This window comes from Actinomycetota bacterium (assembly GCA_030018275.1).
Taxonomy (GTDB): domain Bacteria; phylum Actinomycetota; class Aquicultoria; order Subteraquimicrobiales; family Subteraquimicrobiaceae; genus Subteraquimicrobium.
Window position 1 is genome coordinate 89,876 of the sequence record JASEGB010000003.1, and the last position, 22,668, is coordinate 112,543.

A 22,668-nucleotide genomic window follows, 5' to 3' on the forward strand; every position below is an offset into this window, starting at 1 on the left:
GGTTTCATTTTCTACCCCCTAGCAATCAAAATTGTAAAATACCAATGTTATTATTTCCGTAATTGCGCAACTATGAAAATAAGATGAGGGATCTGTTTTCCTTTTTAGATTTTTAAGAATTTTGGCTCGAATGGAAACATGTTTCAGTCATTTAAAATATCTTTAAAATGCCATAAAAGGTGTTGCGTTGGGCGGGAATCATGCGCGCATCTTTGATCACTCTGATCATTTCCCCTTTGGGCATCCTGTGAGAAACTCCCGTCGCTCTGACCACGTTTTCCTCGATCATAGTACTTCCCAAATCATTGGCACCAAATGCCAAAGCCACCTGCCCGATTTTTGCTCCCTGGGTGACCCAGGAGGCTTGAATGTTGGGAATGTTGTCCAGGAATAGACGTGATATAGCCAGTGTTTTTAAATAGTCAAAGGCACCGGTAGTCTCGCCTCCCAGGGCTGTATGACCTGGTTGATATGTCCAGGGGATAAAGGCGGTGAAGCCACCCGTTTTATCTTGAAGATTTCTGATTTGCTCCAGATGCTTCAATCTATGCTCGAAGGTTTCCACACTGCCGAACATCATCGTCGCCGTGGTGGGCATCTTCAAGTTATGAGCCACTTCCATGACTTTCAGCCAGTCTTGCGTGCCAATCTTATTTGGGCTGATATGTTCACGGATATCATCGGCTAGTATCTCCGCTCCTCCCCCTGGGAGAGAATCTAACCCTGCATTCTTTAGCTCTTGGAGGGTCTCTTCAATGGTAAGCCCTGAAATCCTTGAGATGTGAACGATCTCGGGAGGGGAGAAGGAGTGAATGTGGATATCAAAATTTGCTTTTATGCTTCGGAGCAGATCCGTGTAATAATCGATGGTTAAATCGGGATGAAGTCCCCCCTGAAGCAGTATCTCTGTCCCATCCAACTCTAGGGTTTCTTCAATCTTTTTAAATATCTCATCTTTAGTCAATAAGTAAGCTTCTGGGTGACCCTTTTCGCGGTAGAAGGCACAGAACCTACATTTAGTTATACAAATATTCGTGTAATTGATATTCCGACCGATGATGAAAGTGACGATACTGTCGGGATGGTATTTCTTTCTCACCCTATCCGCTGCCAATCCCAGTGGGATCAAATTTTCCTCTTCGAAAAGCGTGAGACACTCATCGACGGATAATCTACCTCCTCGAATTGTCTTTTCTAGCGCGTGATCCACATCCTTCACAGCGCATCACCTGTGAAATTTAGCGGAGCCACCTCATCTACCAAACCCAACTCCTGGGATTTTTGAAGGAAGAATAGAAGTCCTTCTTGATACGGAAGGGAGAAATCGAAGTGGAGAGCAGCGAAGTAACTTTTCAGAAAACCCACTGGGAATATTTCCCAGCGAGCGGCATATTCGGCGATCTGATCAAGATTCTCTTTGGAATATTCCAGGGATTTGTAAAGTGCTTGATGCACTTCCTTCACCAATTCCGGCTTGGTTTTGACAAATTCTCTATGCACCGCCCAGACGGCGTAAACCATCTTCCTCCCACAGAAGTCAAGCCACTCCGAGCCGAGATCGTACTTCAGAAGCGGACTTGGTTGATACAGTGCGCGAAGGGCATCATCCCCTATGAGCAGGGCGGCATCGGCTTCTCGCATCATTTGAGGAAGATCTGGTGGATATTCGATGTAGATGGGAGTCACTTGATACTTATAGTGAAGGAGTATTTTGACTAGAGCCTGGGAGGTGACCGAAGTATTAGTTAAGGCAACTGTTTTACCATTTAATTCATCAAGAGGTACATTACTAACCAAGAGGATGCTCTTTACCTCTCCATCGGAGCTGACTGAAAGGTTCGGTAGAAGGAGAAGCGATTTGTGGTAACGGCAGTAGTCTATGGCGGGGATGGGAGCGATGTCTAGCTTGCCGGAGAGCAACCCTGTGGTCAGCTCTCTGGGTGATCCCTTAATTAGTTCCACGTCGAGTAAGACATCATTTTTAACCAATCCATAGTAAAGGGGAAGGCAGTTTAGGAATTGAATGTGACCGAGCCGGGGTCGCATTGACATCTCCTAGTTGTATATCTTCAGGACGTTATAGACGGTGTCTCTTTCCACAGGAGTTCGACCGGCGTCTTTGATCGACTTGATCAGTGCCGATTTGGATATAGCTTCTGGGGTTTCAGCTCCGGCGGCATGGGTGATTTTCTCCTCCACTATGGTCCCATCCATATCATCGACGCCAAAGGCAAGCGATATTTGAGCGAGTTTTATTCCTATCATTATCCAGAAGGCTTTAATGTGATCGAAGTTGTCCAACATTAACCTGGCTATAGCCAGCGTTTTTAGGTCATCGCGCCCGGTGGTGAAGCTGAGCCGAGATAACTCAGTGTTTTTGGGGTGAAAGGCTAGGGGGATAAAGGCTTGAAATCCTCGGGTTTCGTCCTGCAATCGTCTTAAAGACAGTAGGTGGTCTATCCTTTCCTCGATGGTTTCGATATGACCGTAAAGCATCGTTGCGTTTGACTTTATGCCGAGTTTATGAGCCGTGCGCATTATCTCCAACCAGCGACTTCCGCTTATCTTTTTCTCCCATGCCTTTTTACGGGCCCGCTCGCTGAAAATCTCCGCTCCTCCTCCGGGGAGGGATCCCAATCCCACATCCTTGAGTTGTCTCAATACTCCTTCGGTGGAAAGCCCTGAGATTCTAGAGAAGTAATCTATCTCCACCGCTGTGAAGGCTTGGATATGCACGTGGGGAAGAGCCTCTTTAAGTCCTTTGACCATCTCCAGGTAAAAGGTAAAAGGAAGGTCGGGGTGAAGACCGCCCACGATATGGAGCTCGGTGATACCCCTTGGTGCGGATTCCAAAGCGGCTTCCATAATCTCATCTAGACTCATGGTGTAGGCATCGGGATCTTCTTTGTCTCGGCTAAAGGCGCAGAATTTGCACCTGTTAATACATATGTTGCTGGGATTGATGTGCCTATTGTTGATGAAATAAACGTAGTTGCCGGTTTTTCTCTGTTTTACCAGGTCGGCGAGGTAGCCAATTTGAAGTAGATCATCTGATTGGTAGACTCTGATCCCATCTTCCCTCGAAAGCCGTTCCCCCGCTAGGATTTTTTCGAAGATATCGGATAAATTTCCGTCTTTAAGGAAATTTTGCACCGTCCTCTCTTGATATACACTCGAGGATTTCTCCGACATCGAGAACTCCTTAAAATGGAAGGGTTGAACTTGTAGTAGTATACCTTCTTTTTGAGATTCTTTGAAGATGTTTCTCTGAAAAATTGTTTGAAAAATGGAGCTTTTGATATACAATTAGTAAGCGCTGGAAGGGTATATAAGTTCAGGAACTGGGGAGATGGAGGAAACTGACGTTAAAAGGGGAGATAGGGTAAACAATCTGGTTTCGGCTGAGGAAAAAGAGAGATACGTTAAATCAATATTTTCCACTATAGCTAAACGTTACGATGTTTTAAACACGCTTTTAAGCTTCGGCTTACACCATCATTGGAAAAAATTTGCGGTAAAATTAGCCAACCTATCTCCTGGAGACACCGCTCTGGATATATGCTCAGGTACCGGAGATTTGGCAATTCTTCTTTCCAAGAAGGTTGGATCGAGGGGTAAGGTCGTTGCCCTTGATTTTTGTCAAGAGATGTTGAAGCTAGCTCAGGAGAAAGTCAAGGCGGCGGGAATTATCAACTGTAACTTTGTCTATGGGAATGCCGAAGAGCTGAAATTTCCAGCGGAATCCTTCAACGCAGTGACCGTGGGCTTTGGCATGAGAAACGTCGTCCATATCGATAAGGTATTCAGGGAGATGCACCGGGTGTTAAAACCCAATGGAAGGGCAATTTGTCTGGAGTTCAGCCATCCCACATCCCCCATTTTTAGGACACTTTATGATTTTTATTCCTTTAAGATTCTCCCTAAAATTGGGGGGTTCATCTCCAGGAAGTCCGATGCCTATTTTTATCTACCCAATTCGATCAGAGAGTTTCCCAGCCAGGATGAGTTGAAAATCATCATGGAAAAGGTGGGCTTCGGCGAGGTTCGATATTACAATTTGACCGGAGGAATAGTAGCCATACATTTGGGAATAAAATCTTGATCACGGAGGTAGAAATTGGCGTTTAAAGACCTTCGAGAATTTATTGAATTTCTCGAGGTAAGGGGAGAATTGCACCGAGTGAGCACGCTCGTGGACCCGGTCTTGGAGATAACCGAGATCATAGATCGGGTGAGCAAAAGCCGGGGTCCTGCCGTTCTCTTTGAAAACGTTAAGGGATCGCAAATGCCCCTCCTCATAAATACCTTTGGTTCATTTAAACGGATGAGCTGGGCTTTGGATGCTGGGAACCTCGACCAAGTTGCGGAAAGACTACAATCCCTTTTCCCATCGGAGCTTCCCTCGACTTTTCGCCAGAAAATTAGCACCCTGTTGAAACTCAAGGAAGTCACTGGTCTTCAACCCAAGCTCATTAAAAGGGCTCCATGTCAAGAGGTTGTATTAAATCGAGATTTCAGCTTGGAAATTTTCCCCATTTTAAAATGCTGGCCCAAGGATGCCTCTAGATTCATCACCCTTCCTTTAGTGATCACCAAAGATCCTCCCACCGGTCGGCAGAATATAGGGATGTATCGTATGCAGGTTTTTGATGAGAGGACTTGTGGAATGCATTGGCACATACATCACGATGGGGCTCAGATTTACCGAGAAAGTGTTAAGCGAGGTGAACCCCTCGAGGTGGCGGTAGCTTTGGGAGGAGACCCGGCCACGATCTATTCTGCAACTGCGCCCCTTCCCCGTGGCTTCGATGAACTCCTATTCGCGGGGTTTTTAAGAGGGGAGCCCGTTGAGGTGGTTGCCTGCAAGATTGTTGATCTTAGGGTCCCAGCTCACGCGGAGATTATCTTGGAAGGCTACGTCGATCCATTCGAGCGCCGTCTGGAGGGTCCCTTCGGCGATCACACTGGATATTATTCTCTACCCGACGAATATCCGGTGTTTCACATCAAGTGCATTACTCATCGAAAGGACCCAATTTATCCCGCAACCATTGTGGGAAGACCACCTATGGAGGATTGCTATATGGCCAAGGCCACGGAGAGGATATTCCTTCCTCTTATCAAAGCCCAACTACCCGAAATCGTGGACATTAATCTACCTATGGAAGGCGTTTTTCATAACTGTGCCTTAATCTCCATAAAGAAGAGCTATCCTTTGCATGCTTTCAAGGTGATCAATGCCCTCTGGGGGTTGGGACAGATGATGTTCACCAAGATGATAGTGGTCGTCGATGAAAATGTCGATGTTCAAAATCCTTCCGAGGTAGCCTGGAAGGTCTTCAACAACGTGGACCCGGAGAGGGATATCATATTTACCAAAGGACCTCTGGATGTGTTGGATCACGCCTCCAATACCCCAAATTGGGGTTCCAAGATGGGAATCGATGCCACCAAGAAATGGAGAGAGGAAGGCTATACCCGTGAGTGGCCCGATGATATAAGGATGGATGAGGAGATAAGGAGACTGGTCGATGAGAAGTGGGACGAGTATGGGCTTGAATAAAATTAGCCTATTTTTCCAGACGATAAAGTTCGAGCACACGGTCTTTGCCCTTCCCTTCGCTTATATGAGTGCATTCTTAGCCGTGGAAGGTATCCCCGCTTTTAGGGATTTTTTCTGGATTACCATGGCCATGGTAGGCGCTCGCACCTTGGCCATGTCCTTGAATCGTTTGATAGATAAAGAGATAGATGCTCGAAACCCCAGAACTTCTCAGCGCGCTCTCCCACGGGGATTGCTTTCCACAAGAGAAATGGTACTTTTCTCCCTGATTTCCTTTTTCGTTTTCATGATGGCTGTTTACGAGTTAGCACCCCTTTGCCGATATCTCTGGCCCTTGGTGATCATCCCCTTCGTCGTTTATCCTTACACCAAGAGATTCACCTGGACCAGCCATTTTTTATTGGGTCTTTGCTTGGGGCTGGCTCCCTTGGGTGCTTGGGTGGCCATAAGGAATGGTCTTAGCCTGGTGCCAATCTTGCTCGGATTAGCCGTGTGCTTCTGGGTGGCGGGATTTGACATCATCTATTCATGCCAGGATGTTAGGGTAGACAGAGAACAGGGGCTTTATTCCATTCCCGCCCGTTTTGGGATTAAAAAAGGACTTCAAGTGACAGCTCTCCTGCATGTATTGACCGTAATTTTCCTCATTGGTGTGGGTTTATCGATGGGTGCAGGGATATTTTATTATCTGGGTGTCACAGTAGTCGCTTTCTTGCTCGCTTATGAGAACCGTCTCGTATCTCCGGATGATCTATCCAGGGTGAATGAGGCTTTCTTTACCACCAATGGTTTTATCAGTATCCTCATGTTCGTTTTCACGGTTTTAAGTCTCCGTTTCTAATGGGAGAGCAAGGTGTCCAGCTACATCCTGGCTGTCACGGGAGCGAGCGGAACGATATACGGAAAGCGTCTTCTTGAAGTGCTTCTCTCCCGAGGACATCAGATAAAATTTTTAATCTCCAAACCCGGCGAGGAAGTCCTCGCTCACGAGCTCGATTTTCAATTGGAGGGGGATGAGAGGGAGAGAGAAAGACGGCTTAAGGATTGGTTGGGATTAAAACCCGATGACCGTGGTTTGGAATACATCGATTACCTCAACTTCAGTGCACCCATCTGTAGTGGATCTTGCAAGACGGATGGAATGATAATCATTCCCTGTAGTATGTCAACGGTGGCTGGGGTGGCTCAAGGGATTTCCTCAAATCTCATCCAGCGAGCGGCTGATGTGATGTTAAAGGAGAGAAGACCTCTCATTCTCGTTCCCCGGGAGACTCCCTTGAATGAGATACATTTGAGGAATATGCTCACCCTCGTCCAAGCAGGGGCTTTTATCGTCCCGGCCATGCCCGGCTTTTATCATCGACCACAGAACATAGATGATTTGGTGGACTTTATTGTAGGTAGGGTCATGGATATTTTAGGCATCGAGCATGATCTTTACCTACGCTGGGGAGAATAACCACGGGTCAGACCTCCATACACCATTTTACCAGGCCAAATAAATCCTTATTTTCAATTTTAGACTTCGGTTGGTAACGGTTCTGAACAGTGTTTGGTGGTTTGGAAAAAGTTCTTTGGATGAAGGAAAAGCAAAGAGAGCGTAGAATAAGATTTATAAAAGCTTGGTGAGCTCATCTCAAGAAACACCAAGTTTCTTCTTTTCCTCACCGCTACTCCTCATAGGGGAGACCCGGAGAACTTCCGCTTATTCCTCGATCTTCTCGAACCAGGCTTTTTCGCCACTACGGAGATGCTTGAGCAGTCCATCCAAAGCAAGGACAACCCTCTCTACGTGCGAAGACTAAAAGAAGATTTAAAGGATTTTAATCAAAGACCCCTTTTCCCTCCCAGGGAAGTGAGAACAATTAAGTATCGCTTGAGCGAGGATGAAAAGCGACTTTATAATGCGGTGACTCAGTATGTGGAGGAACACTATAACAAGGCTTTGGCAAAAGAGAAAAGAAACGTCGCTTTTGCTCTCATTATTCTTCAGAAGAGGATGGCATCGAGCCTTAGAGCGATAAGAAGATCTCTCGAAAGAAGGAGAAAGCGCCTCCAGGCATACTTAGAGCTGGGGAGAATACTCCCGGAGGAAGGCAGAATCGATGAAGAAAGACTTGAGGACTTCACCGAAAAAGAAAGATGGCACGTAGAAGACGACCTTCTTGAGAAACTCACCACCTCTGAAACACTTGAAGAGCTCAAGGAAGAGGTGGAAAAGCTCGATGGGCTCATTAAATTGGCCAGAGAGGCAGAGAGGAAGGAGATCGAAACCAAGCTCAGTGAACTTAGAAAGGTGATGGGGACCGAGGCTATAAAAGAAAAGAACTACCTAACGAATGGCTGATGGCCGCTGAGATTGAGTTAGAAATAGAGCTTTCAGCGAAATCTGAGAAAGGAATAGATAAAAGCACCTTAGAACTCAAAACAAAAGAAACCCTCAACCAAATCCAAGCCAAAATTTTGGAATGGAAAGAGGAAGAAGAGTAGTTGTTTCTTGTAAGTTGGCAACCAAATCACCTACTACTATGTGCAGGTAGACTCTATGATCTAACAGACGAGGAAATCCAAATTATAGAGGAGGGCATAAATGCCACTTTATAAAATCGATGGCAAGAGGCTAAAACTGATTAAAGAAAAGTCTTTCAGCTTAGAGAAAGATCTACAAAAACTAACTGAAGAAAATCTTGAAACTCTGTTTGGGCTTGAATTTGTTCAAACTGAATTCCAACTAAATGATAGGTTTATAGATACCCTTGCTTTCAATCCTGAAACAAAATCATTTGTGATAATCGAATACAAGAAAGACAAGAGCTTAGCGTTGTCGATCAAGGCTATGCCTATCTGTCATTGATGTTAAGCAACAAAGGAGAATGCATTCTCGAGTATAACGAGCAAAAGGACAAAACTCTTCACCGCAAAGATGTAGACTGGACTCAGTCCAAAGTAATATTTATTTCTCCTTACTTCACGCCTTATCAAATTGAAGCAATAAACTTCAAAGACTTACCAATTGAGCTTTGGGAAGTCAGGTTTTACGAAAATCAAACTATTTCTTATACTCAACTAAAACCGATAGAAACAGCATCGATCAAAGAGATTTCCAAAGGTGGAGTCATTGAGCGTGTCAGCGAAGACGTAATTAAAGATGTTTTCACTTCAATGGATAATCAGATAACTGAAATTGACCCTAACATCCAGCAAGAGGTTGGAAAATCAACTATATACTATAAAATTAGTGGCATTACATTCGCCTATTTTTGGTTTCAAAAGACTCAGCTTTCAATAGATTTGAGACTTCCCAAAACCACAAAGGAACTTTATGGAATCGGCAAAATTAGAGAAGTCCAAGAAGGCGACCTCTTCGGCGTAAATGTGAAAATAAATTCTTCTAAAGATGTGAATAGAGCAGTGGAACTAATTCGACAAGCTTACGAAACCGTTGCCTCAACCACATAGAAGCGAGTTTGAGTTGATGGAGAAAAGGGAAACTTCCTCCTAATAAGTTCCATGTTTTGAATGCGGAGCAAGTCAGGCACTGACTGCTAAAAATTTAAAAAACCGACTGGCTCATCGGCCAAATCGTCTACAAACTTTCACGCAAAGAAACTAGCCCGCTTCGACGATAAAATCTTCCTCACAGAAGATATAGCTCCTGCTGAGCTTGCTGAAACAAAAGGTATCCCGAGTTAAAAGGGATAGTTCTAAAGACCTCTGGTTTAGGCTCTATCTTGCGCGATAATCTACATGGCGAGAAAGATATTCTAGTTGCCTTTATCTACGGTTCTTATGCTCAAAACCGGGAGACTATCTCAAGCGATATCGACCTTTTCGTGGTCGGTGAAATCCCGAGCAAGGATCTCCATAAGCTGATTAGAAAGGCTCAAGGAATTAGTGGTAGAGAGATTAACTATGCCTTATATACTCCAGAGGAGTTCACAAGGAAAGTTCAAACAAAGGATCACTTTATATCTGAAGTTTTGGACTCGGCTAAAATCTTTATAAAAGGCAGCGAGAGTGACTTACAAAAGATTGCTCGATGAGGGGAAAATCAGTCGACATAAGACCTCCGCGAAGGAAATAAAAGACCTTTTCACCATCGTTGAGAGAGGATCTAAAGGATGCTTCCATAGAAAAGTTATCCACTGATAGAAGATTCGCCACTGCTTACAATGCCGTTTTGCAATCTGCGACAATAATAGTGCATTGTGAGGGCTACTGAGCCAGAGGCACCGGACATCATGCAACTACCTTGGAATTTGCAAGGATTGCTTTAGGTAAAGAATTTGAAGAATTGGTGGATTATTTCGGTTCTTGTCGTGTAAAAAGGAATATTGCCGACTATAATCGAGCGGGTAAGATATCGGAGAAGGAAGCGAAAGATATCTTAAAAGAGGCAAGAAAATTTGCCCAAAAAGTCAAAAATTGGGTAAAAGAGAAACATCCTCGACTAGCACCTGATTGAGGTTGTGAGGTTGGGGTCGGGCTTGAATAATTTGACAAATCAGCTGGTTCATCGACCAAATCTTCTATGAACCTAATCGGTGTCGAGCGCCAATCCGAAAATCCGACCATTCCAGATATCATTCCACCTGGAGAATATAAATACCCTTGCTCTCCGAAGCAAAATGGGTACAATAGAGATGTCTCAATGGTTGTATCAAAGGGGAGTAAAGGGAGAGGATAAAATGGGAGCGATTGATCTGACCGATGTCTATAAGAAATATAAAGGAAAGTGGGTAGCTCTTGCCAAAGATGAGCAAACGGTGCTTAGCAGTGGCAAAACAGCCTCAGTTGCTTACAAGAAAGCGAAAGCCAAGGGTTTTGAGAAGCCCATTCTGATGAAAATTCCAAGGGAAATAGTCCCTTACATTGGCTAAGTAGGGAGCCAATGAGATTTCCATACAAGAGAGTTACGCCAGGTATAATCCGCCCAATTATTCCCATCGAACTTTCTTACCAAGACATCTCTATTTCTTACGAAGTTCTAATTGATTCGGGAGCGGATTTCTGCATCTTTGATGCAGAAATCGCTGAGATTCTTAATCTTCCTATAACGAAGGGAGTGAAGAGAGAGTTTGCAGGCGTCACTGGAGACAGAGCGTTTATGTATATGCATTCTATTGAGATGAAACTCGGTGGTTGGTCTTACCAGATTGAAGCTGGCTTTTCATCTGATATGGGTCCCTATGCTTATGGGATTGTCGGGCAGGTCGGTTTCTTCGATAAGTTTATCGTCAAATTTGACTACCTTAAAGAAGAAGTAGAGATCAAACCCAGATAAGCTTAATAAAACTTATCTAAAACTAAAGCGGTGTCGCACACTGCGCAAGCCTGCGAACTTCAAAAGATGAGTCATGACTGCAAATTTACTCAATCCTTCGCTTTGCTCAAGGACAAGCTCTGACTCGTCGACCAATTCGTCCACAATGGGGGTGCAAAGAGGAAAGATAAAGCATTGAAAGAATATTAGACTAATGCCTTTGCACATTGTCTGTGGGGCATTACCAAGCGGAAGGATGCGGACAAATTAAACCGCGAAAGCGGTTTTTGTTTTTTGTTGCGCACGCCTGTAGGATTTTAAGAAGATTTAGAGAATCTAAAGAAAGCAAGATTGGTTCATAAAGTCCAAAATATCACAATCGTTGCATGAAGTTAGGAAGGTGATAGTATGCCACCACCGATGATAAAGACGATTCGTGACCTTATCTACTTGGGAATATGCTCAGCTCATAGCTAAATCCGCTGGTTTTGAAAAGAACTACGGTTTTATCGTCAGTCGCTTCAAGAAGCTTAAAAGTGGTGAGATAAAGATGAGTGACATCTTAAGGGACGACAAGAAAATGATCCTTGAGGAGGAGTGCTGTGTTTATTGCGGATGTAAAGAAAATCTTTCCTTTGACCATATCATCCCTCGGAATAGAGGCGGGCCAGACATAACAAGCAATCTAGTCTTGGCGTGCAAAAGCTGTAACTCTTCAAAAGGGGACAAGGATATTTTCTACTGGTATGGCATCGAAAGGATGGAGGAGATTCCCCAACTTGTCTTGAGCAAATACCTTAAACTCGTTTATGACTTCCATGAGCAGAAAGGAATACTCGATGATACCGATCTAAACAAAGATGGCAAATTGGATGTCATGGATTTAGCCATATTTAAAATCGAAAAAGTTTAAAATTTTGGAAAATTTTGGGACGATTCTCTTTTTTAACAAAGTGACTGGCTCATCAACCAAATCACCTGCAAACTCCCGATACTTCAGCTATTTCAAACAGTGGAGCAATTTAAACTTACCTTTCGTTTTTAAAGTGTAGGCGATGTCAAAGCAAATAGTAACTGAGCGTTTTTAAGATGTGAGAATTATTAAGGGGAGCAAGATGCAAGATCTAAATAATCCTCGTCAAAACCGCTTACCGATTATAGCTATAGTTATAGTAGTTTTATTAGGCGTCATAGCTGTCTCCGTCACAGGAGCTGCCTTTTGGTCTCATCACAAAAATACGAGTCTACAAATGAATTAAAAATAGGTGACATGGTTGTCGCCATTGGTACCCCTTTTGGTCTATCAAAGCCCACTGTGACTTCAGGCATTATAAGTGCTCTTTATCCCGCAGTCATTCAAACCGATGCTGCTATTAATCCAGGAAATAGCGGAGGCCCCCTTGTAAACAAGGATGGAGAAGTCATCGGGATTACGACTTTTGCCTTGCCTCGCCCTCCAGCGGAGGGTATGGGGTTTGCTGTTCGCATTGACTTTATTTATAAGAAGTTATACAAACGCTGACAGTAAAGGAGTTTAAGTGTGTTAGAAATAGGAGACGAGTATAGATAAAAAGGGACGGCTCTTTTTTTGACATTTATCTCCCTTTTTGATTGTTTTATTCTTTCATTCCGAACCGCGGAAGCGGTTTTTGTTTTGCCGTGGGCAGGGCAAGGATTTTAGGAAGATTTAGAGAATATAGAAGACGTAGGCTAAATCGTCTACAACTCACGGGCTGACCCATGAAGAACGCGGAAAGGGAAAGGGGCTAAAGAAGAAATGGCGTTAGATAAAAAAGGCGGCTTAACAGACGAGGAAATAAAGATCGTTGAAGGAGCTGCAATGTGAAAATAAAATCATTAGATATAACGATTATCAGATTATTCTTCTTACGCACGAAAGCTCGTGGTTCAAAATACTTAAGAGAACTTTTGAACCTTTTGGTGGTTGACCAAGCAGATGGATTGGAGTTTTGAGAAATCCCCATTTAATCCTTCAAATGTCCTAATTTCGGGAATGAAGAGTTGATTTTTTATTTGCGTATGGCAAGATATAAGGGGGCGGTTGGAGCACCGGTCCAAGTATCAGGTCTGAGGTTGAAAAAAACCTGAGGTGTCAGGACAGTCCGCGCTGTGCGGCTTTTGATCCAGTTTGCTGGAGCATCTACCTCCTTGTGCCATACCGCCCCTGTTTTAACCTGCGTGAAATCAAAGTCGTGCAATGGCGTTAACTTAAACGAGAAATGGCAGCAGATAAAAAGGGCAAAAGGCAAGAATCTGACTTTATTCAGCAGAAAATCCTTCAGGCTCTCAAACATAGGAATTATCCCAAACTGCCCCTCCGAGTAATTAAGGTCTCAAACGGTTACATCATCGGACATTTAAGGGAGCCTTACGGAGATTGGTTCCCTTCTAAAGAACCTTTTTTGGAAGAATGTGCCAAGATTCAATTCATTAAAAGTCGAAATATCTGGAAGCTTTATTGGATGAGAAGCGACTTAAAGTGGCACGGCTATGGCGAGTACTCATCTTTTGAGGCAGCTATAAAGGAGATTGATCGAGACCCTTATGGCTGCTTCTTTGGCTAACAAGCAATAAACAGAAGTGTCAGGTCTTTAGTTTTCTATTCCTTACCAGATTGAAGCCGGCTTTTCATTTGACATGGGTCCGAGGAACACTTGACGTTAGGTATAAAAACATGTATTGTAACACTTAGTAAGACAAACAAATGTGGGGGCATCTCGATGGGTAGAGTGACAAAGACACTTACAATTTCTCTTCCGCCTCAAGTATTTGAAGAGGTTGAGAGACTAGCTAAACAGGAGAGAAAGACTAAAAGCGAGCTCTTCCGCGACATGATCAGCGTCTATGAGGATTACCTTGACGAAAAACGCTGGCGGCGTTTAAGAAGACTGGGTAGAGAGACGGCAAAAAGGCTCAATATTACCTCAGAGGAGGACATTGAGAAACTGGTACACGAGGCTCGAGGAATTCGGAGCTAAAAGTGTACCGTGTGGTTTTCGATACCAATATCCTCCTTTCAGCCTTCATATTTGGTGGAAATCCTGAGAAGCTATTCCAGCTTACCCGATCCAAAAAGATTCAACTTCTCACATCTTTAAGTATCCTTGCTGAATTTGCCACTTGTTTAAAGGACAAGTTTCTTTGGGCGGATGAAGATATCGCTGAAGCGATCAAGACGATTGGCTATTCCTCGGAGCTTATCAAGCCAACCCAAAAACTAAGAGTGCTTCACGATGATCCTGATAATAGAGTTCTGGAATGCGCTGTTGAGGGGAAGGCTCACTTTATTGTATTAGGTGACAAACACCTTCTAGCCCTAAAGAAATTTCAAAATATACCCATCATTAAAGCAGCTGAACTTGTTTCTAGGTTGACGTAAAAACATTTTGGAAATCGAACACATCTTTGAAGGCATTATAGCGGTCTTCGTAAATAAAAATGCTTCCATCACCATCTAAATGTCTACGTATAAAGTCCGCAAAGAATTCCTCTGGGATATCTAATTCACCAACCGTGTGAGTCTTGTTTGGTGTCAAGTCAATCTGTAGTAACCATCGATAAAAAGCAACATTACTAAACACCACTCTAAAGCAGGTTTGACCATAAATCCACTTGCTTTGATGGGCTTCAATTCATTAGATAAATTAAGGCACCTCTTGAATGTCTCTAGTAATTCATTGTCCACTGATGTCATCACAAGTGTCTTCCATCTGAAGAAAGATGTCCATCAGTTGCAATTAATCCAACCGCGTAAGCAAGCTCAGGTGTCCACTCAAAAATTTTATCTGGGAGTTTTGGCTTAGGCATAATTTCCATAAATAAAATGGTGCCGAGGGAGGGATTCCAACCCTCACGCCCTTACGGGCAGTGGTTTTTGAGACCACCGCGTATGGCTATTCCGCCACCTCGGCACGCCTGTATGGCAAGTTTATTATAGGTTAGCTCGCAGTTTGAGGTCAAGCAAAGATCTTTTACAAAACCGAAAGATATTTCTCGGTTTCATAAGAGGAGATTGTCCTTCGGTACCTATCCCATTCGATCTTTTTGTTTTCGATGAAATGGGCAAAGACGTGTTCACCGAGGGCTTTCCGAACCACCTCACTTTTTTCCGCCAATGTTATTGCCTCTATGAGACTCCCGGGAAGCATTCCTATATTCCTTTTCCTTCGCTCTTCTTCCGTCATTAAATAAACATTTTCCTCGACGGGATCGGGGGGTTTGTATCCATTTTGGATGCCCTCCAAACCGGCGACGAGCATTACGGAAAAGGCGAGATAAGGGTTGCAAGCCGGATCTGGACTTCGCAATTCAATCCGCATTGCCTCTTCCTTTCCCGGTTTGTACATGGGAACCCTTATCATGTCCGATCTATTAAGGTAAGCCCAGGTTATATACACTGGGGCTTCGTAGCCGGGAACCAATCGCTTGTAGGAATTTACCCATTGATTGGTAACCGCCGTATATTCCGGAGAATGCTTCATCAATCCAGCGATGAAACTCTTGGCGATGTCCGAGAGATGATATTTATCCTTTGGATCGAAGAAGGCATTGCGACCATTTTTGAATAGGGACATGTGAGTATGCATCCCGGAACCATTCTCTCCATAGATAGGTTTGGGCATGAAGGTGGCATAACACCCATTTCGGCAGGCTATTTCCTTGACCACGAATCGGTAGCTCATCACCTTGTCCGCCATCCTCAAGGCTTCATCGTATCGAAGGTCGATTTCATGTTGGGATGGAGCGACTTCGTGATGGGCGAATTCCACTCCAATGCCCATCGCTTCCAGTGCCAGGACTGTTTGCTGACGCAGTCCTATGGCTTCATCGCGGGGGATTAGGTCGAAGTAGCCTCCACTATCGAGTACTTCGGGCTGGTTTGGGGATTTAAAATAAAAATATTCGAGTTCTGGTCCCAAATAGAAGGTGAATCCCATCTCTTTTGCTTTTACCAGGTTCTTTTTCAAGACGTGGCGGGGATCACCCTCGAATGGGCGACCATCAGGGCGATAGATGTCACAAAACATGCGGGCAACTTTTTTATCTCCGGGTTGCCAGGGTAAAATGGCGAAGGTTGTGGGATCGGGTACGGCGAGGGTATCACTTTCCTCGATTCTGGCGAATCCTTCCACCGAGGAGCCATCAAAACCCATTCCTTCATCGAAGGCTTTCCCCAATTCCTCCTTTGTGATGGTGAAACTCTTGAGAAATCCGAGGATGTCTGTGAACCATAGCTCCATGAACTTAATGTCCTTTTCTTCCACGATCTCTAAGACATCCTTTTGATCTCTGACGGCTTTTTCCATATCTTCCTCCTCATAAAAGTTATTGGATTATAAAGCAAAAACGGAACTCGTTTTCGGTATAAGTTTAAATCATCGACATTCACGAGACAATAACATTGCCTTCAATGAGCATAAATTCTTCCATAAGGCTCTAAAACATTCACTTCCGCTCCAAGTTGATGGCTCTATTTTCCCCCGGATATATACTACACCTCCATGCATACCCGTACCAGTAAGTTGCCAACAATAGATTGATTCTTACTGCTCAACCCCAAAAGTATGATCACTCCACCGGCCATGTATTCCGCTAAAAAATTAGGGGCTACACCTTCTGCAATGAGCACAGGCACCTGATCCTTGTAAGCCTTCATGTGAATACCCAATCGATAACCGATGTCTCTTCTGTTCGTTCCGTAAGAGGAAATCTCCCCGTTGCGGACAATAGCCCAGTCAAGGATGGTAAAAGGATGAGCGCCTCCCCACCATCCGGGTCCCTCCTTAAATGCAAATTTTCATGTTGTAAAAGCTTGACATCGTAGCCTAATTTAACTTAAATAAGATAACGGCAACCCAATGCCGAGAAAATAAGGTAATCGGTAACCTATTACGTATTTAAGACAAGCTTTGCTTGTTGTCAAACCTTAATTGGACTATCAACGAGTTAGGTTTGCATTTTATACATTAGGGGAGGGGTAAGTGCTTAAGAGTGTCGGAGCCTCGCTCATGAAAACTTCTTAAGCATTCACAGTTTTGTAGCGAGGCTTGCCTGTCGGCAGACAGGCGAGATCCGAGCGGCCCCGAAGGACTCGTTTCACTCGCCAACGGGGTAAACGGCCGTAACTGCGCCTGCCCCGTAGACGCGACAGCGTTCTTCGGAGTGTTTTCGGAGTACTTCACCCCGACTATGGTGTTAACCCATCTTGTTAATAATACACCTCAATTTTTTGAAGGGTGAAAATCCATGGATCCAGAGGTTGAGAGGAAAATCGTCACGATTCTTAGGATATTGAGCAAGGAAAAGGAACCCCTTGGAGCAAGTTTAATCTCACGTCGCCTCCGGGATTTTGGTATTAACCTAAGCGAAAGGGCGGTCAGGTACCACCTTAAGATCATGGATGAGAGGGGTTTAACCCAAGGGTTCGGAAAGCGGGGACGTGTAATCACAAAAAAGGGTTTAACTGAATTAAGGGATGCACTGGTCTCCGATAAGGTTGGTTTGATAATTTCAAAAATAGACGCGCTTTCCTGCCGTACCACTTTAAATCCGGAGGAAAAAAGGGGGCGAATCATTTTAAACATTTCGTTTATACCGGAAAAAGATTTCCGTACTGCCCTAAGGGAAATGCGAGATATTTTCAAGATGAGGCTATGTATGAGTGATCTTGTGGTGGTGGCCTCCAAGGGAGAAGTTTTGGGGGATGTTGAAATCCCTCCAGGTAAAATTGGTTTCGGCACGGTGTGTAGCATCACTTTGAATGGGGTTTTAGTTAATGCGGGAATTCCCGTTTATTCTAAATTTGGTGGGATTTTACAGATGGATGATTTCAAACCGGTAAGATTTACAGAACTCATAACATATGAGGGTACTTCCTTAGATCCCTTGGAAATCTTCATAAAAAGTAAGATGACGAGCGTGAGGGAGGTAGCAAAAACTGGAAGGGGAAAAATGTTGGCCAGTTTCCGGGAAATCCCTGCAGTTGCTCTTGAGGCTGTGAGGAAGATGATCGAGAAATTAGAGGAAATAAACCTTTATGGTGTGCTCGCCGTGGGTGAGCCAAGTCAACCCGTTTTGGAGATGTCCGTCGGTGTAGATCGAGTGGGAATGGTCGTAGTTGGGGGATTAAATCCACTGGCTGCACTGGAAGAAATGGGCATTGAAACCCAAAGTAAAGCCATGAGTACGATGATAGATTTTGAGGAACTCAGAAGCTTCTGGGAGCTTTAAATAACCCACCCTTGTAATGTTTTACGTACATTGGTAACACTTATATTGTTTGGGGCATCCTTCCGAGTGCTAGCTGCTGCGAGCCTACTCGCTGCTCTCTTAAGGGCAACACCCTCCATAAGTTCGGGTCGGGCTGTTGCCGCCGCTGTTCGAGCCTTGCTCGCTTAACGGTTCTCTTAAGATGCACTCTCCAGGATACCCGTCCGACAAAAATGTGAGGTTAATCTCAGATAATAATTTACTGTGAACCGTGAACGGTGAATGGTGAGCTAGGGAGAGCAACCAATGTCTGCTATTAATACACATAGTTTTAAGGGGGTGAGTAAAAAGTTTTTAACCGGAAGGGAAATCCCATGGAATATGAAAGGGGGTAAAAGATGTCTTTAAGTAGACCGAATGCAAGTGCTGCGACTATAACCACGACTAGGGTTACGCCTTCACCCATTTCTGGACTGTGTGTAGCCTGTGTGGATGGTTGTCCGGGCTATTGCGAAGTAGGAAGATCCGCCGTTAGGGGGAGGGAAATTATCTATCCGCACCCATTTGGAAAGGTCATCGCTGGAGCGGAGAAAGATTATCCCGTCGATTTTTCTCACTTCAATATCCAGGGGAGCTGCGTCGGGGCTGCGGGTATCGAGGCGGATCCGGATAAAGCCATTTTCCCTGCTGTAGATGTCTCCACCGAAATTGGCGCCCGGGGAAGAAAGATGAAGATGAAAGTCCCCTTCTTCACCGGTGCTTTGGGTTCAACCGATGTAGCCAGGGTGAACTGGGAAGGCGCCGCCATCGCCGTTGCCATATGTGGAGCCGTACTCATCTGTGGAGAGAATGTTTGTGGCATGGATCCCGATGCTGAGTTCAAAAATGGGAAAGTGGTAAGATCTCCAGAACTCGAAAGAAGGGTGAAGATATACAAGGAATGGTATGAGGGCTATGGGACCATGCTCGTTCAAGCAAATGTAGAGGACACTCGCCTTGGTGTTCCCGAGTATGCGGTGGAGAAGCTCGGAGTCGAGGGAATCGAGATAAAGTGGGGGCAAGGAGCTAAATCCATCGGTGGAGAAGTTAAGCTGCCCACTCTGGAAAGAGCTCTTGAGCTTAAGCAAAGAGGATATATCGTTATTCCCGACCCCAATGATTCCGCGGTTCAAGAGGCTTATAAAGCGGGAGGAGTACGAGAATTCGAAAGGCACTCCCGCCTGGGAATGGTGGACGAAGAGTCCTTTTTGAAGGAAGTGGAAAGGCTAAAGAATATAGGCGCTAAGTACGTTACCCTCAAAACGGGCGCCTATAGACCCGCGGATTTAGCGCGGGCGGTGAAATTCGCCTCCGAAGCAAAAATAGACCTTCTAACCGTGGACGGCGCGGGTGGCGGAACCGGAATGAGTCCATGGGTGATGATGAACGAGTGGGGAATCCCCACGGTTTATCTGGAGAGCCTTCTTTACAAATTCCTGAAGAGGATCGAGGAGAAGGGAGCATTTGTTCCCAGCTGTGCTATAGCTGGGGGAATTGTCCTTGAGGATCAGATTTTTAAAGCCATCGCCTTGGGAGCTCCTTATATAAAGGCGGTGTGCATGGGTCGGGGTACCCTCACCGCGGCGATGGTGGGGAAGACCCAAGGGCAGCTCCTCGAAGAAACTTACGGGAAAGGTAAGGAATATCAAGAAGCGCTTCTCCGCACATTCATCGGGGCGGTGCAACTTAAGGAAAAATATGGAGAAGATTTTAAGAGGATGCCACCGGCGGCAATAGCCGTCTATACCTACTATGACAGGATTGCCACTGGTCTTAAGCAGCTCATGGCCGGGGCTCGTAAATTCGCCCTCAACTTAATAGACCGAAATGACCTCTTCGCTCTAACGCGAGAAGCGGCGGAGCTTTCCGGGATCACCTATATAATGGAATCGGATATGGAAGAGGCGGAAAGGATTTTGGGATAAAGGAGGAGATATGCTTAATTTAATATGCCCTCAACATTGCCCTTCACCCTTTTGCGAGATTGCCTGTCCCACGGACGCCATCACCATTTCAGCTAAGGATAACAACGTTTATGTGGATACGGATAAATGCAATAGATGTGGAATTTGCCGAATGGTGTGTATGACCTGGAGCCGAGATAAATCCCTCGAGGGCAAAAGGCCTTGGATTTCCGAGGATTGGGTTACACCGACATAGGATTTTTGCAAAATTGGAGCTATATAAATGAAAGAAGAACTTCTGAGAAGAATTCTGTCTTCCTATAAAGGAAGAAAAAGGGATCTCATTCCAATTTTACAGGCGGTTCAGGCAAATTTTGGTCGCTTGCCCGAAGAAGCGATGCTCCGAATTGCAAGGTTTATTGGTATACCTGAAAGCGAGGTTTATTCTGTAGCCTCTTTTTATACTCAGTTCAGGCTCACACCTTTGGGAAGAAAGCATGTTACGGCCTGTCGAGGGACCGCCTGTCACATCCGCGGTGCACCTCACATCCTCCGGGAAATAGAGAAAGCGATTGGCATTAAGGAGGGGGAAGTAACGTCTGACCTAGAATATTCCCTGGAGACCGTGGCTTGCATTGGCTGTTGTGCTCTAGCCCCATGCATCAGGCTCAACAGGGATGTCTATGGTGAGATGACTCCGGAAAAGGTAAAAGAGCTTTTCCCCGCCTCGGATGAAGGAGAGCAGGATGTCCAATAGGAGATGCACAATTCTTGTTTGCCAAGGAACGGGCTGTATATCGGGAGGAGCCGAGCAAATCTTCTCTTCACTGGAAGAAGAAATGGCGAGACTGAATTTGGAGGAAAGCGTTCAAATCAAGCGCACCGGTTGTCATGGCTTCTGCCAACGAGGTCCCCTTGTCATCATTGAGCCGGAGAGCATTTTCTACTCCAAAGTTAAGCTGGATGATGTGCCCGACATCGCTCAATCTTTTTTACCGGGAGGAAAGCCCTTAGAGCACCTCTTCTACCATGACCCAGTTACCGGTGAACCCATCCCCCATTATGGCGATATCCCCTTTTACAATAAGCAAGAGCGCATCGTGTTGCGAAATTGTGGACATATCGACCCCGAGGATATTGGAGACTTTCTTGCCCTTGGCGGTTATGAAGCGCTGCGCAAGGCTCTTTTCGATAAGACCCCTGAACAAGTCATCGAGGAAGTGAAGCGCTCTGGGCTTCGGGGACTCGGTGGTGCCGGTTTTCCCACCGGGCGGAAGTGGGAAGCTTGCCGCATGGCACCCGGTGAAGAAAAATATGTCATCTGCAACGGCGACGAAGGTGATCCGGGTGCATTTCAGGATCGGTCGACTATGGAAGGAGACCCTCATTCAGTTTTAGAGGGAATGATTATTGCCGGCTACGCCATTGGTGCTAAAAAGGGCTTCATCTACGTGCGAGCTGAATATCCACTGGCGGTGAAGCGTTTAAAAATTGCCATCGCCCAAGCAAGAGAAGAGGGATTCCTGGGTAAGGATATTCTGGGAAGCGGATTTGATTTCGATATAGAGATTTTTCAAGGCGCTGGGGCCTTTGTTTGTGGGGAGTCCACAGCCTTGGTTCTTTCCATCCAAGGCAAGAGGGGTATGCCCAAACCCTTGCCCCGTCCCCGCACCGCGGAGATGGGATTATGGGATAAGCCAACCCTGCTCAACAACGTAAAAACCTTTGCCAACATTCCTCTCATCATCAACCGTGGCTGGGAATGGTTTGCCAGTAGGGGAACCGAAAAAAGCAAGGGCACTGCCATCTTTTCGCTCACGGGCAAGGTGGCTAATTGCGGTCTGATAGAGGTACCCATGGGGGTCACGCTTCGAGAAATTATCTATGATATCGGAGGGGGGATTCCCGGTGAGAAAGCTTTTAAGGCGGTTCAAACCGGCGGACCCTCAGGTGGTTGCCTCCCAGCGAGTTTCTTGGATATGCCGGTCGATTTCGACTCGCTCGTCACCGCGGGCTCAATGATGGGTTCCGGGGGTATGGTGGTCATGGACGAGGACACCTGTATGGTCGATGTGGCTCGCTACTTTCTCGACTTCACTCGGAGAGAATCCTGCGGTCAGTGCATTCCTTGCAGGCTCGGAACGGAGCAGATGTTTGAAGTTTTAGACGATATTACCAAAGGACGAGGCAGACCCGAGGACATTGACCTGCTTTTAGAGCTGAGCGACGCAATAGCACATGGTTCCCTTTGTGCTCTGGGCAAGACTGCTCCAAATCCTGTGCTCACTACGATTCGTTACTTTCGGGATGAATATGAAGCGCATATCGATGAAAAACGGTGTCCAGCCGGTGTGTGCAGGGAGCTTACCAAGGAGAAATCCTAAATCCTAAGCACGAAATCCTAAACTTTGGGAATTTGGCTTTTGAATTTTGAATTTGTTTCGCCTGCCTGTCGGGAGACAGGGATTTAGAGCTTTGAATTTAGAATTTAGGTTCTTCTCCAAAAACAGTGGGTAGAAAATGAAAATTAAAGTATGTTGAAAAATAGAAATCATCTTAAGTCTGTCTTCTTTCTCCTTAATGGGGAAAGCTACAGTCTCCTCTTTGATGAGGAGAGGCATTCCAATTTCCTCCCCCTTGACGGGGGAGGATTAAGGTGGGGGTGTTAA

The 22,668-nt window shown here is 45.3% G+C and carries 25 protein-coding genes, 1 tRNA gene and 2 pseudogenes; 22 read left to right on the forward strand and 6 right to left on the reverse strand.

The features are described 5' to 3' along the window. Window positions 1-151: 151 nt before the first annotated feature. The 3 genes from mqnC to mqnE are packed head-to-tail and all read right to left on the reverse strand — an operon-like array spanning window position 152 to window position 3,192. Complete coding sequence (gene mqnC, locus QMD66_02030) at window positions 152-1,219, reverse strand: cyclic dehypoxanthinyl futalosine synthase (protein MDI6821646.1); 1,068 nt, start codon at window positions 1,217-1,219, stop codon at window positions 152-154. Beyond that, window positions 1,216-2,046 carry a menaquinone biosynthesis protein gene (locus QMD66_02035; protein MDI6821647.1) on the reverse strand — a complete coding sequence of 277 codons (831 nt, stop codon included), beginning with the start codon at window positions 2,044-2,046 and terminating at the stop codon, window positions 1,216-1,218. Before QMD66_02035 ends, mqnC begins: the two co-directional genes overlap by 4 nt. 9 nt (window positions 2,047-2,055) lie before the next feature. Then, a complete protein-coding gene (mqnE, locus tag QMD66_02040; protein MDI6821648.1) occupies window positions 2,056-3,192 on the reverse strand; it encodes an aminofutalosine synthase MqnE in 1,137 nt (378 codons plus the stop codon). Window positions 3,193-3,349: 157 nt separating this feature from the next. Between mqnE and ubiE the strand changes: the two genes are divergently transcribed. The 17 genes and pseudogenes from ubiE to QMD66_02125 all read left to right on the forward strand — a co-directional run bounded on the left by ubiE (window position 3,350) and on the right by QMD66_02125 (window position 14,226). Continuing rightward, window positions 3,350-4,102: a bifunctional demethylmenaquinone methyltransferase/2-methoxy-6-polyprenyl-1,4-benzoquinol methylase UbiE gene (gene ubiE / locus QMD66_02045; protein MDI6821649.1), complete on the forward strand. Its 753-nt coding sequence runs from the start codon at window positions 3,350-3,352 to the stop codon at window positions 4,100-4,102. Between the two features lie 15 nt (window positions 4,103-4,117). Then, window positions 4,118-5,563 (forward strand): menaquinone biosynthesis decarboxylase, encoded by a 1,446-nt coding sequence (locus tag QMD66_02050; protein ID MDI6821650.1) that lies wholly within the window; start codon window positions 4,118-4,120, stop codon window positions 5,561-5,563. Further along, complete coding sequence (locus QMD66_02055) at window positions 5,532-6,404, forward strand: UbiA-like polyprenyltransferase (protein ID MDI6821651.1); 873 nt, start codon at window positions 5,532-5,534, stop codon at window positions 6,402-6,404. Before QMD66_02050 ends, QMD66_02055 begins: the two co-directional genes overlap by 32 nt. Window positions 6,405-6,416: 12 nt before the next feature. Next, window positions 6,417-7,022: a flavin prenyltransferase UbiX gene (locus QMD66_02060; GenBank protein MDI6821652.1), complete on the forward strand. Its 606-nt coding sequence runs from the start codon at window positions 6,417-6,419 to the stop codon at window positions 7,020-7,022. 165 nt (window positions 7,023-7,187) lie between these two features. Next, window positions 7,188-7,886: pseudogene (locus QMD66_02065) on the forward strand (helicase). Window positions 7,887-7,909: 23 nt separating this feature from the next. Beyond that, the gene (locus QMD66_02070; GenBank protein MDI6821653.1) at window positions 7,910-8,053 is read left to right on the forward strand and encodes a hypothetical protein; all 144 of its coding nucleotides are present in this window, start codon (window positions 7,910-7,912) and stop codon (window positions 8,051-8,053) included. A gap of 100 nt (window positions 8,054-8,153) precedes the next feature. Next, window positions 8,154-8,417, forward strand: coding sequence for a hypothetical protein (locus tag QMD66_02075; protein ID MDI6821654.1), 264 nt, complete (start codon window positions 8,154-8,156; stop codon window positions 8,415-8,417). Beyond that, window positions 8,417-9,022, forward strand: a complete 606-nt coding sequence (locus QMD66_02080; GenBank protein MDI6821655.1) for a DUF5655 domain-containing protein — start codon at window positions 8,417-8,419, stop codon at window positions 9,020-9,022. The genes QMD66_02075 and QMD66_02080 overlap by 1 nt, the downstream gene beginning before the upstream one ends. Before the next feature lie 272 nt (window positions 9,023-9,294). After that, a complete protein-coding gene (locus QMD66_02085) occupies window positions 9,295-9,606 on the forward strand; it encodes a nucleotidyltransferase domain-containing protein (protein ID MDI6821656.1) in 312 nt (103 codons plus the stop codon). A 209-nt stretch (window positions 9,607-9,815) separates the two neighbouring features. After that, window positions 9,816-10,028 carry a hypothetical protein gene (locus tag QMD66_02090; GenBank protein ID MDI6821657.1) on the forward strand — a complete coding sequence of 71 codons (213 nt, stop codon included), beginning with the start codon at window positions 9,816-9,818 and terminating at the stop codon, window positions 10,026-10,028. Window positions 10,029-10,206: 178 nt separating this feature from the next. Beyond that, window positions 10,207-10,443 carry a DUF5678 domain-containing protein gene (locus QMD66_02095; protein MDI6821658.1) on the forward strand — a complete coding sequence of 79 codons (237 nt, stop codon included), beginning with the start codon at window positions 10,207-10,209 and terminating at the stop codon, window positions 10,441-10,443. Window positions 10,444-10,454: 11 nt separating this feature from the next. Then, window positions 10,455-10,847, forward strand: a complete 393-nt coding sequence (locus tag QMD66_02100) for a hypothetical protein (GenBank protein MDI6821659.1) — start codon at window positions 10,455-10,457, stop codon at window positions 10,845-10,847. Between the two features lie 415 nt (window positions 10,848-11,262). Then, a complete protein-coding gene (locus tag QMD66_02105) occupies window positions 11,263-11,739 on the forward strand; it encodes an HNH endonuclease (GenBank protein ID MDI6821660.1) in 477 nt (158 codons plus the stop codon). A gap of 330 nt (window positions 11,740-12,069) precedes the next feature. Continuing rightward, window positions 12,070-12,309, forward strand: a pseudogene (locus QMD66_02110) (trypsin-like peptidase domain-containing protein). A 757-nt stretch (window positions 12,310-13,066) separates the two neighbouring features. Further along, a complete protein-coding gene (locus tag QMD66_02115) occupies window positions 13,067-13,411 on the forward strand; it encodes a DUF3024 domain-containing protein (protein MDI6821661.1) in 345 nt (114 codons plus the stop codon). Window positions 13,412-13,567: 156 nt separating this feature from the next. Then, window positions 13,568-13,825 (forward strand): ribbon-helix-helix protein, CopG family, encoded by a 258-nt coding sequence (locus tag QMD66_02120; protein ID MDI6821662.1) that lies wholly within the window; start codon window positions 13,568-13,570, stop codon window positions 13,823-13,825. A gap of 2 nt (window positions 13,826-13,827) precedes the next feature. Continuing rightward, window positions 13,828-14,226 carry a putative toxin-antitoxin system toxin component, PIN family gene (locus QMD66_02125; protein ID MDI6821663.1) on the forward strand — a complete coding sequence of 133 codons (399 nt, stop codon included), beginning with the start codon at window positions 13,828-13,830 and terminating at the stop codon, window positions 14,224-14,226. A gap of 445 nt (window positions 14,227-14,671) precedes the next feature. Here QMD66_02125 and QMD66_02130 read toward each other — a convergent pair. The 3 genes from QMD66_02130 to QMD66_02140 all read right to left on the reverse strand — a co-directional run bounded on the left by QMD66_02130 (window position 14,672) and on the right by QMD66_02140 (window position 16,503). Further along, window positions 14,672-14,758 (reverse strand) — tRNA-Leu (locus tag QMD66_02130). A gap of 60 nt (window positions 14,759-14,818) precedes the next feature. Then, the gene (locus QMD66_02135) at window positions 14,819-16,153 is read right to left on the reverse strand and encodes a glutamine synthetase family protein (GenBank protein MDI6821664.1); all 1,335 of its coding nucleotides are present in this window, start codon (window positions 16,151-16,153) and stop codon (window positions 14,819-14,821) included. 185 nt (window positions 16,154-16,338) lie between these two features. Then, the gene (locus tag QMD66_02140; GenBank protein MDI6821665.1) at window positions 16,339-16,503 is read right to left on the reverse strand and encodes a hypothetical protein; all 165 of its coding nucleotides are present in this window, start codon (window positions 16,501-16,503) and stop codon (window positions 16,339-16,341) included. Window positions 16,504-17,093: 590 nt separating this feature from the next. On the opposite strand from QMD66_02140, the gene QMD66_02145 reads away from it, so the two are divergent. From QMD66_02145 to QMD66_02165, 5 genes are all read left to right on the forward strand, one after another. Beyond that, window positions 17,094-18,077, forward strand: a complete 984-nt coding sequence (locus tag QMD66_02145; GenBank protein ID MDI6821666.1) for an NrpR regulatory domain-containing protein — start codon at window positions 17,094-17,096, stop codon at window positions 18,075-18,077. Between the two features lie 377 nt (window positions 18,078-18,454). Continuing rightward, entirely contained in the window at window positions 18,455-20,020 is a 1,566-nt protein-coding gene (locus tag QMD66_02150; GenBank protein ID MDI6821667.1) for an FMN-binding glutamate synthase family protein, read from the forward strand. Between the two features lie 10 nt (window positions 20,021-20,030). Then, the gene (locus tag QMD66_02155) at window positions 20,031-20,255 is read left to right on the forward strand and encodes a 4Fe-4S binding protein (GenBank protein MDI6821668.1); all 225 of its coding nucleotides are present in this window, start codon (window positions 20,031-20,033) and stop codon (window positions 20,253-20,255) included. A 27-nt stretch (window positions 20,256-20,282) separates the two neighbouring features. After that, the gene (nuoE, locus tag QMD66_02160; protein ID MDI6821669.1) at window positions 20,283-20,756 is read left to right on the forward strand and encodes an NADH-quinone oxidoreductase subunit NuoE; all 474 of its coding nucleotides are present in this window, start codon (window positions 20,283-20,285) and stop codon (window positions 20,754-20,756) included. Further along, entirely contained in the window at window positions 20,746-22,383 is a 1,638-nt protein-coding gene (locus QMD66_02165) for an NADH-ubiquinone oxidoreductase-F iron-sulfur binding region domain-containing protein (protein ID MDI6821670.1), read from the forward strand. Before nuoE ends, QMD66_02165 begins: the two co-directional genes overlap by 11 nt. Window positions 22,384-22,668 lie beyond the last annotated feature (285 nt).

What these genes read in the sequence shown, in the direction of transcription:
- QMD66_02150 (MDI6821667.1), top strand. Translation starts at nt 18,455, where the DNA reads ATGTCTTTAAGTAGACCGAATGCAAGTGCTGCGACTATAACCACGACT.
- QMD66_02035 (MDI6821647.1), bottom strand. Translation starts at nt 2,046, where the DNA reads ATGCGACCCCGGCTCGGTCACATTCAATTCCTAAACTGCCTTCCCCTT.
- nuoE (MDI6821669.1), top strand. Translation starts at nt 20,283, where the DNA reads ATGAAAGAAGAACTTCTGAGAAGAATTCTGTCTTCCTATAAAGGAAGA.
- QMD66_02165 (MDI6821670.1), top strand. Translation starts at nt 20,746, where the DNA reads ATGTCCAATAGGAGATGCACAATTCTTGTTTGCCAAGGAACGGGCTGT.
- QMD66_02140 (MDI6821665.1), bottom strand. Translation starts at nt 16,503, where the DNA reads ATGAAGGCTTACAAGGATCAGGTGCCTGTGCTCATTGCAGAAGGTGTA.
- QMD66_02120 (MDI6821662.1), top strand. Translation starts at nt 13,568, where the DNA reads ATGGGTAGAGTGACAAAGACACTTACAATTTCTCTTCCGCCTCAAGTA.
- QMD66_02115 (MDI6821661.1), top strand. Translation starts at nt 13,067, where the DNA reads ATGGCAGCAGATAAAAAGGGCAAAAGGCAAGAATCTGACTTTATTCAG.
- QMD66_02100 (MDI6821659.1), top strand. Translation starts at nt 10,455, where the DNA reads ATGAGATTTCCATACAAGAGAGTTACGCCAGGTATAATCCGCCCAATT.
- QMD66_02055 (MDI6821651.1), top strand. Translation starts at nt 5,532, where the DNA reads ATGAGAAGTGGGACGAGTATGGGCTTGAATAAAATTAGCCTATTTTTC.
- QMD66_02095 (MDI6821658.1), top strand. Translation starts at nt 10,207, where the DNA reads ATGTCTCAATGGTTGTATCAAAGGGGAGTAAAGGGAGAGGATAAAATG.
- QMD66_02075 (MDI6821654.1), top strand. Translation starts at nt 8,154, where the DNA reads ATGCCACTTTATAAAATCGATGGCAAGAGGCTAAAACTGATTAAAGAA.
- QMD66_02155 (MDI6821668.1), top strand. Translation starts at nt 20,031, where the DNA reads ATGCTTAATTTAATATGCCCTCAACATTGCCCTTCACCCTTTTGCGAG.
- ubiE (MDI6821649.1), top strand. Translation starts at nt 3,350, where the DNA reads ATGGAGGAAACTGACGTTAAAAGGGGAGATAGGGTAAACAATCTGGTT.
- QMD66_02070 (MDI6821653.1), top strand. Translation starts at nt 7,910, where the DNA reads ATGGCCGCTGAGATTGAGTTAGAAATAGAGCTTTCAGCGAAATCTGAG.
- QMD66_02080 (MDI6821655.1), top strand. Translation starts at nt 8,417, where the DNA reads ATGTTAAGCAACAAAGGAGAATGCATTCTCGAGTATAACGAGCAAAAG.
- QMD66_02135 (MDI6821664.1), bottom strand. Translation starts at nt 16,153, where the DNA reads ATGGAAAAAGCCGTCAGAGATCAAAAGGATGTCTTAGAGATCGTGGAA.
- QMD66_02145 (MDI6821666.1), top strand. Translation starts at nt 17,094, where the DNA reads ATGGATCCAGAGGTTGAGAGGAAAATCGTCACGATTCTTAGGATATTG.
- mqnE (MDI6821648.1), bottom strand. Translation starts at nt 3,192, where the DNA reads ATGTCGGAGAAATCCTCGAGTGTATATCAAGAGAGGACGGTGCAAAAT.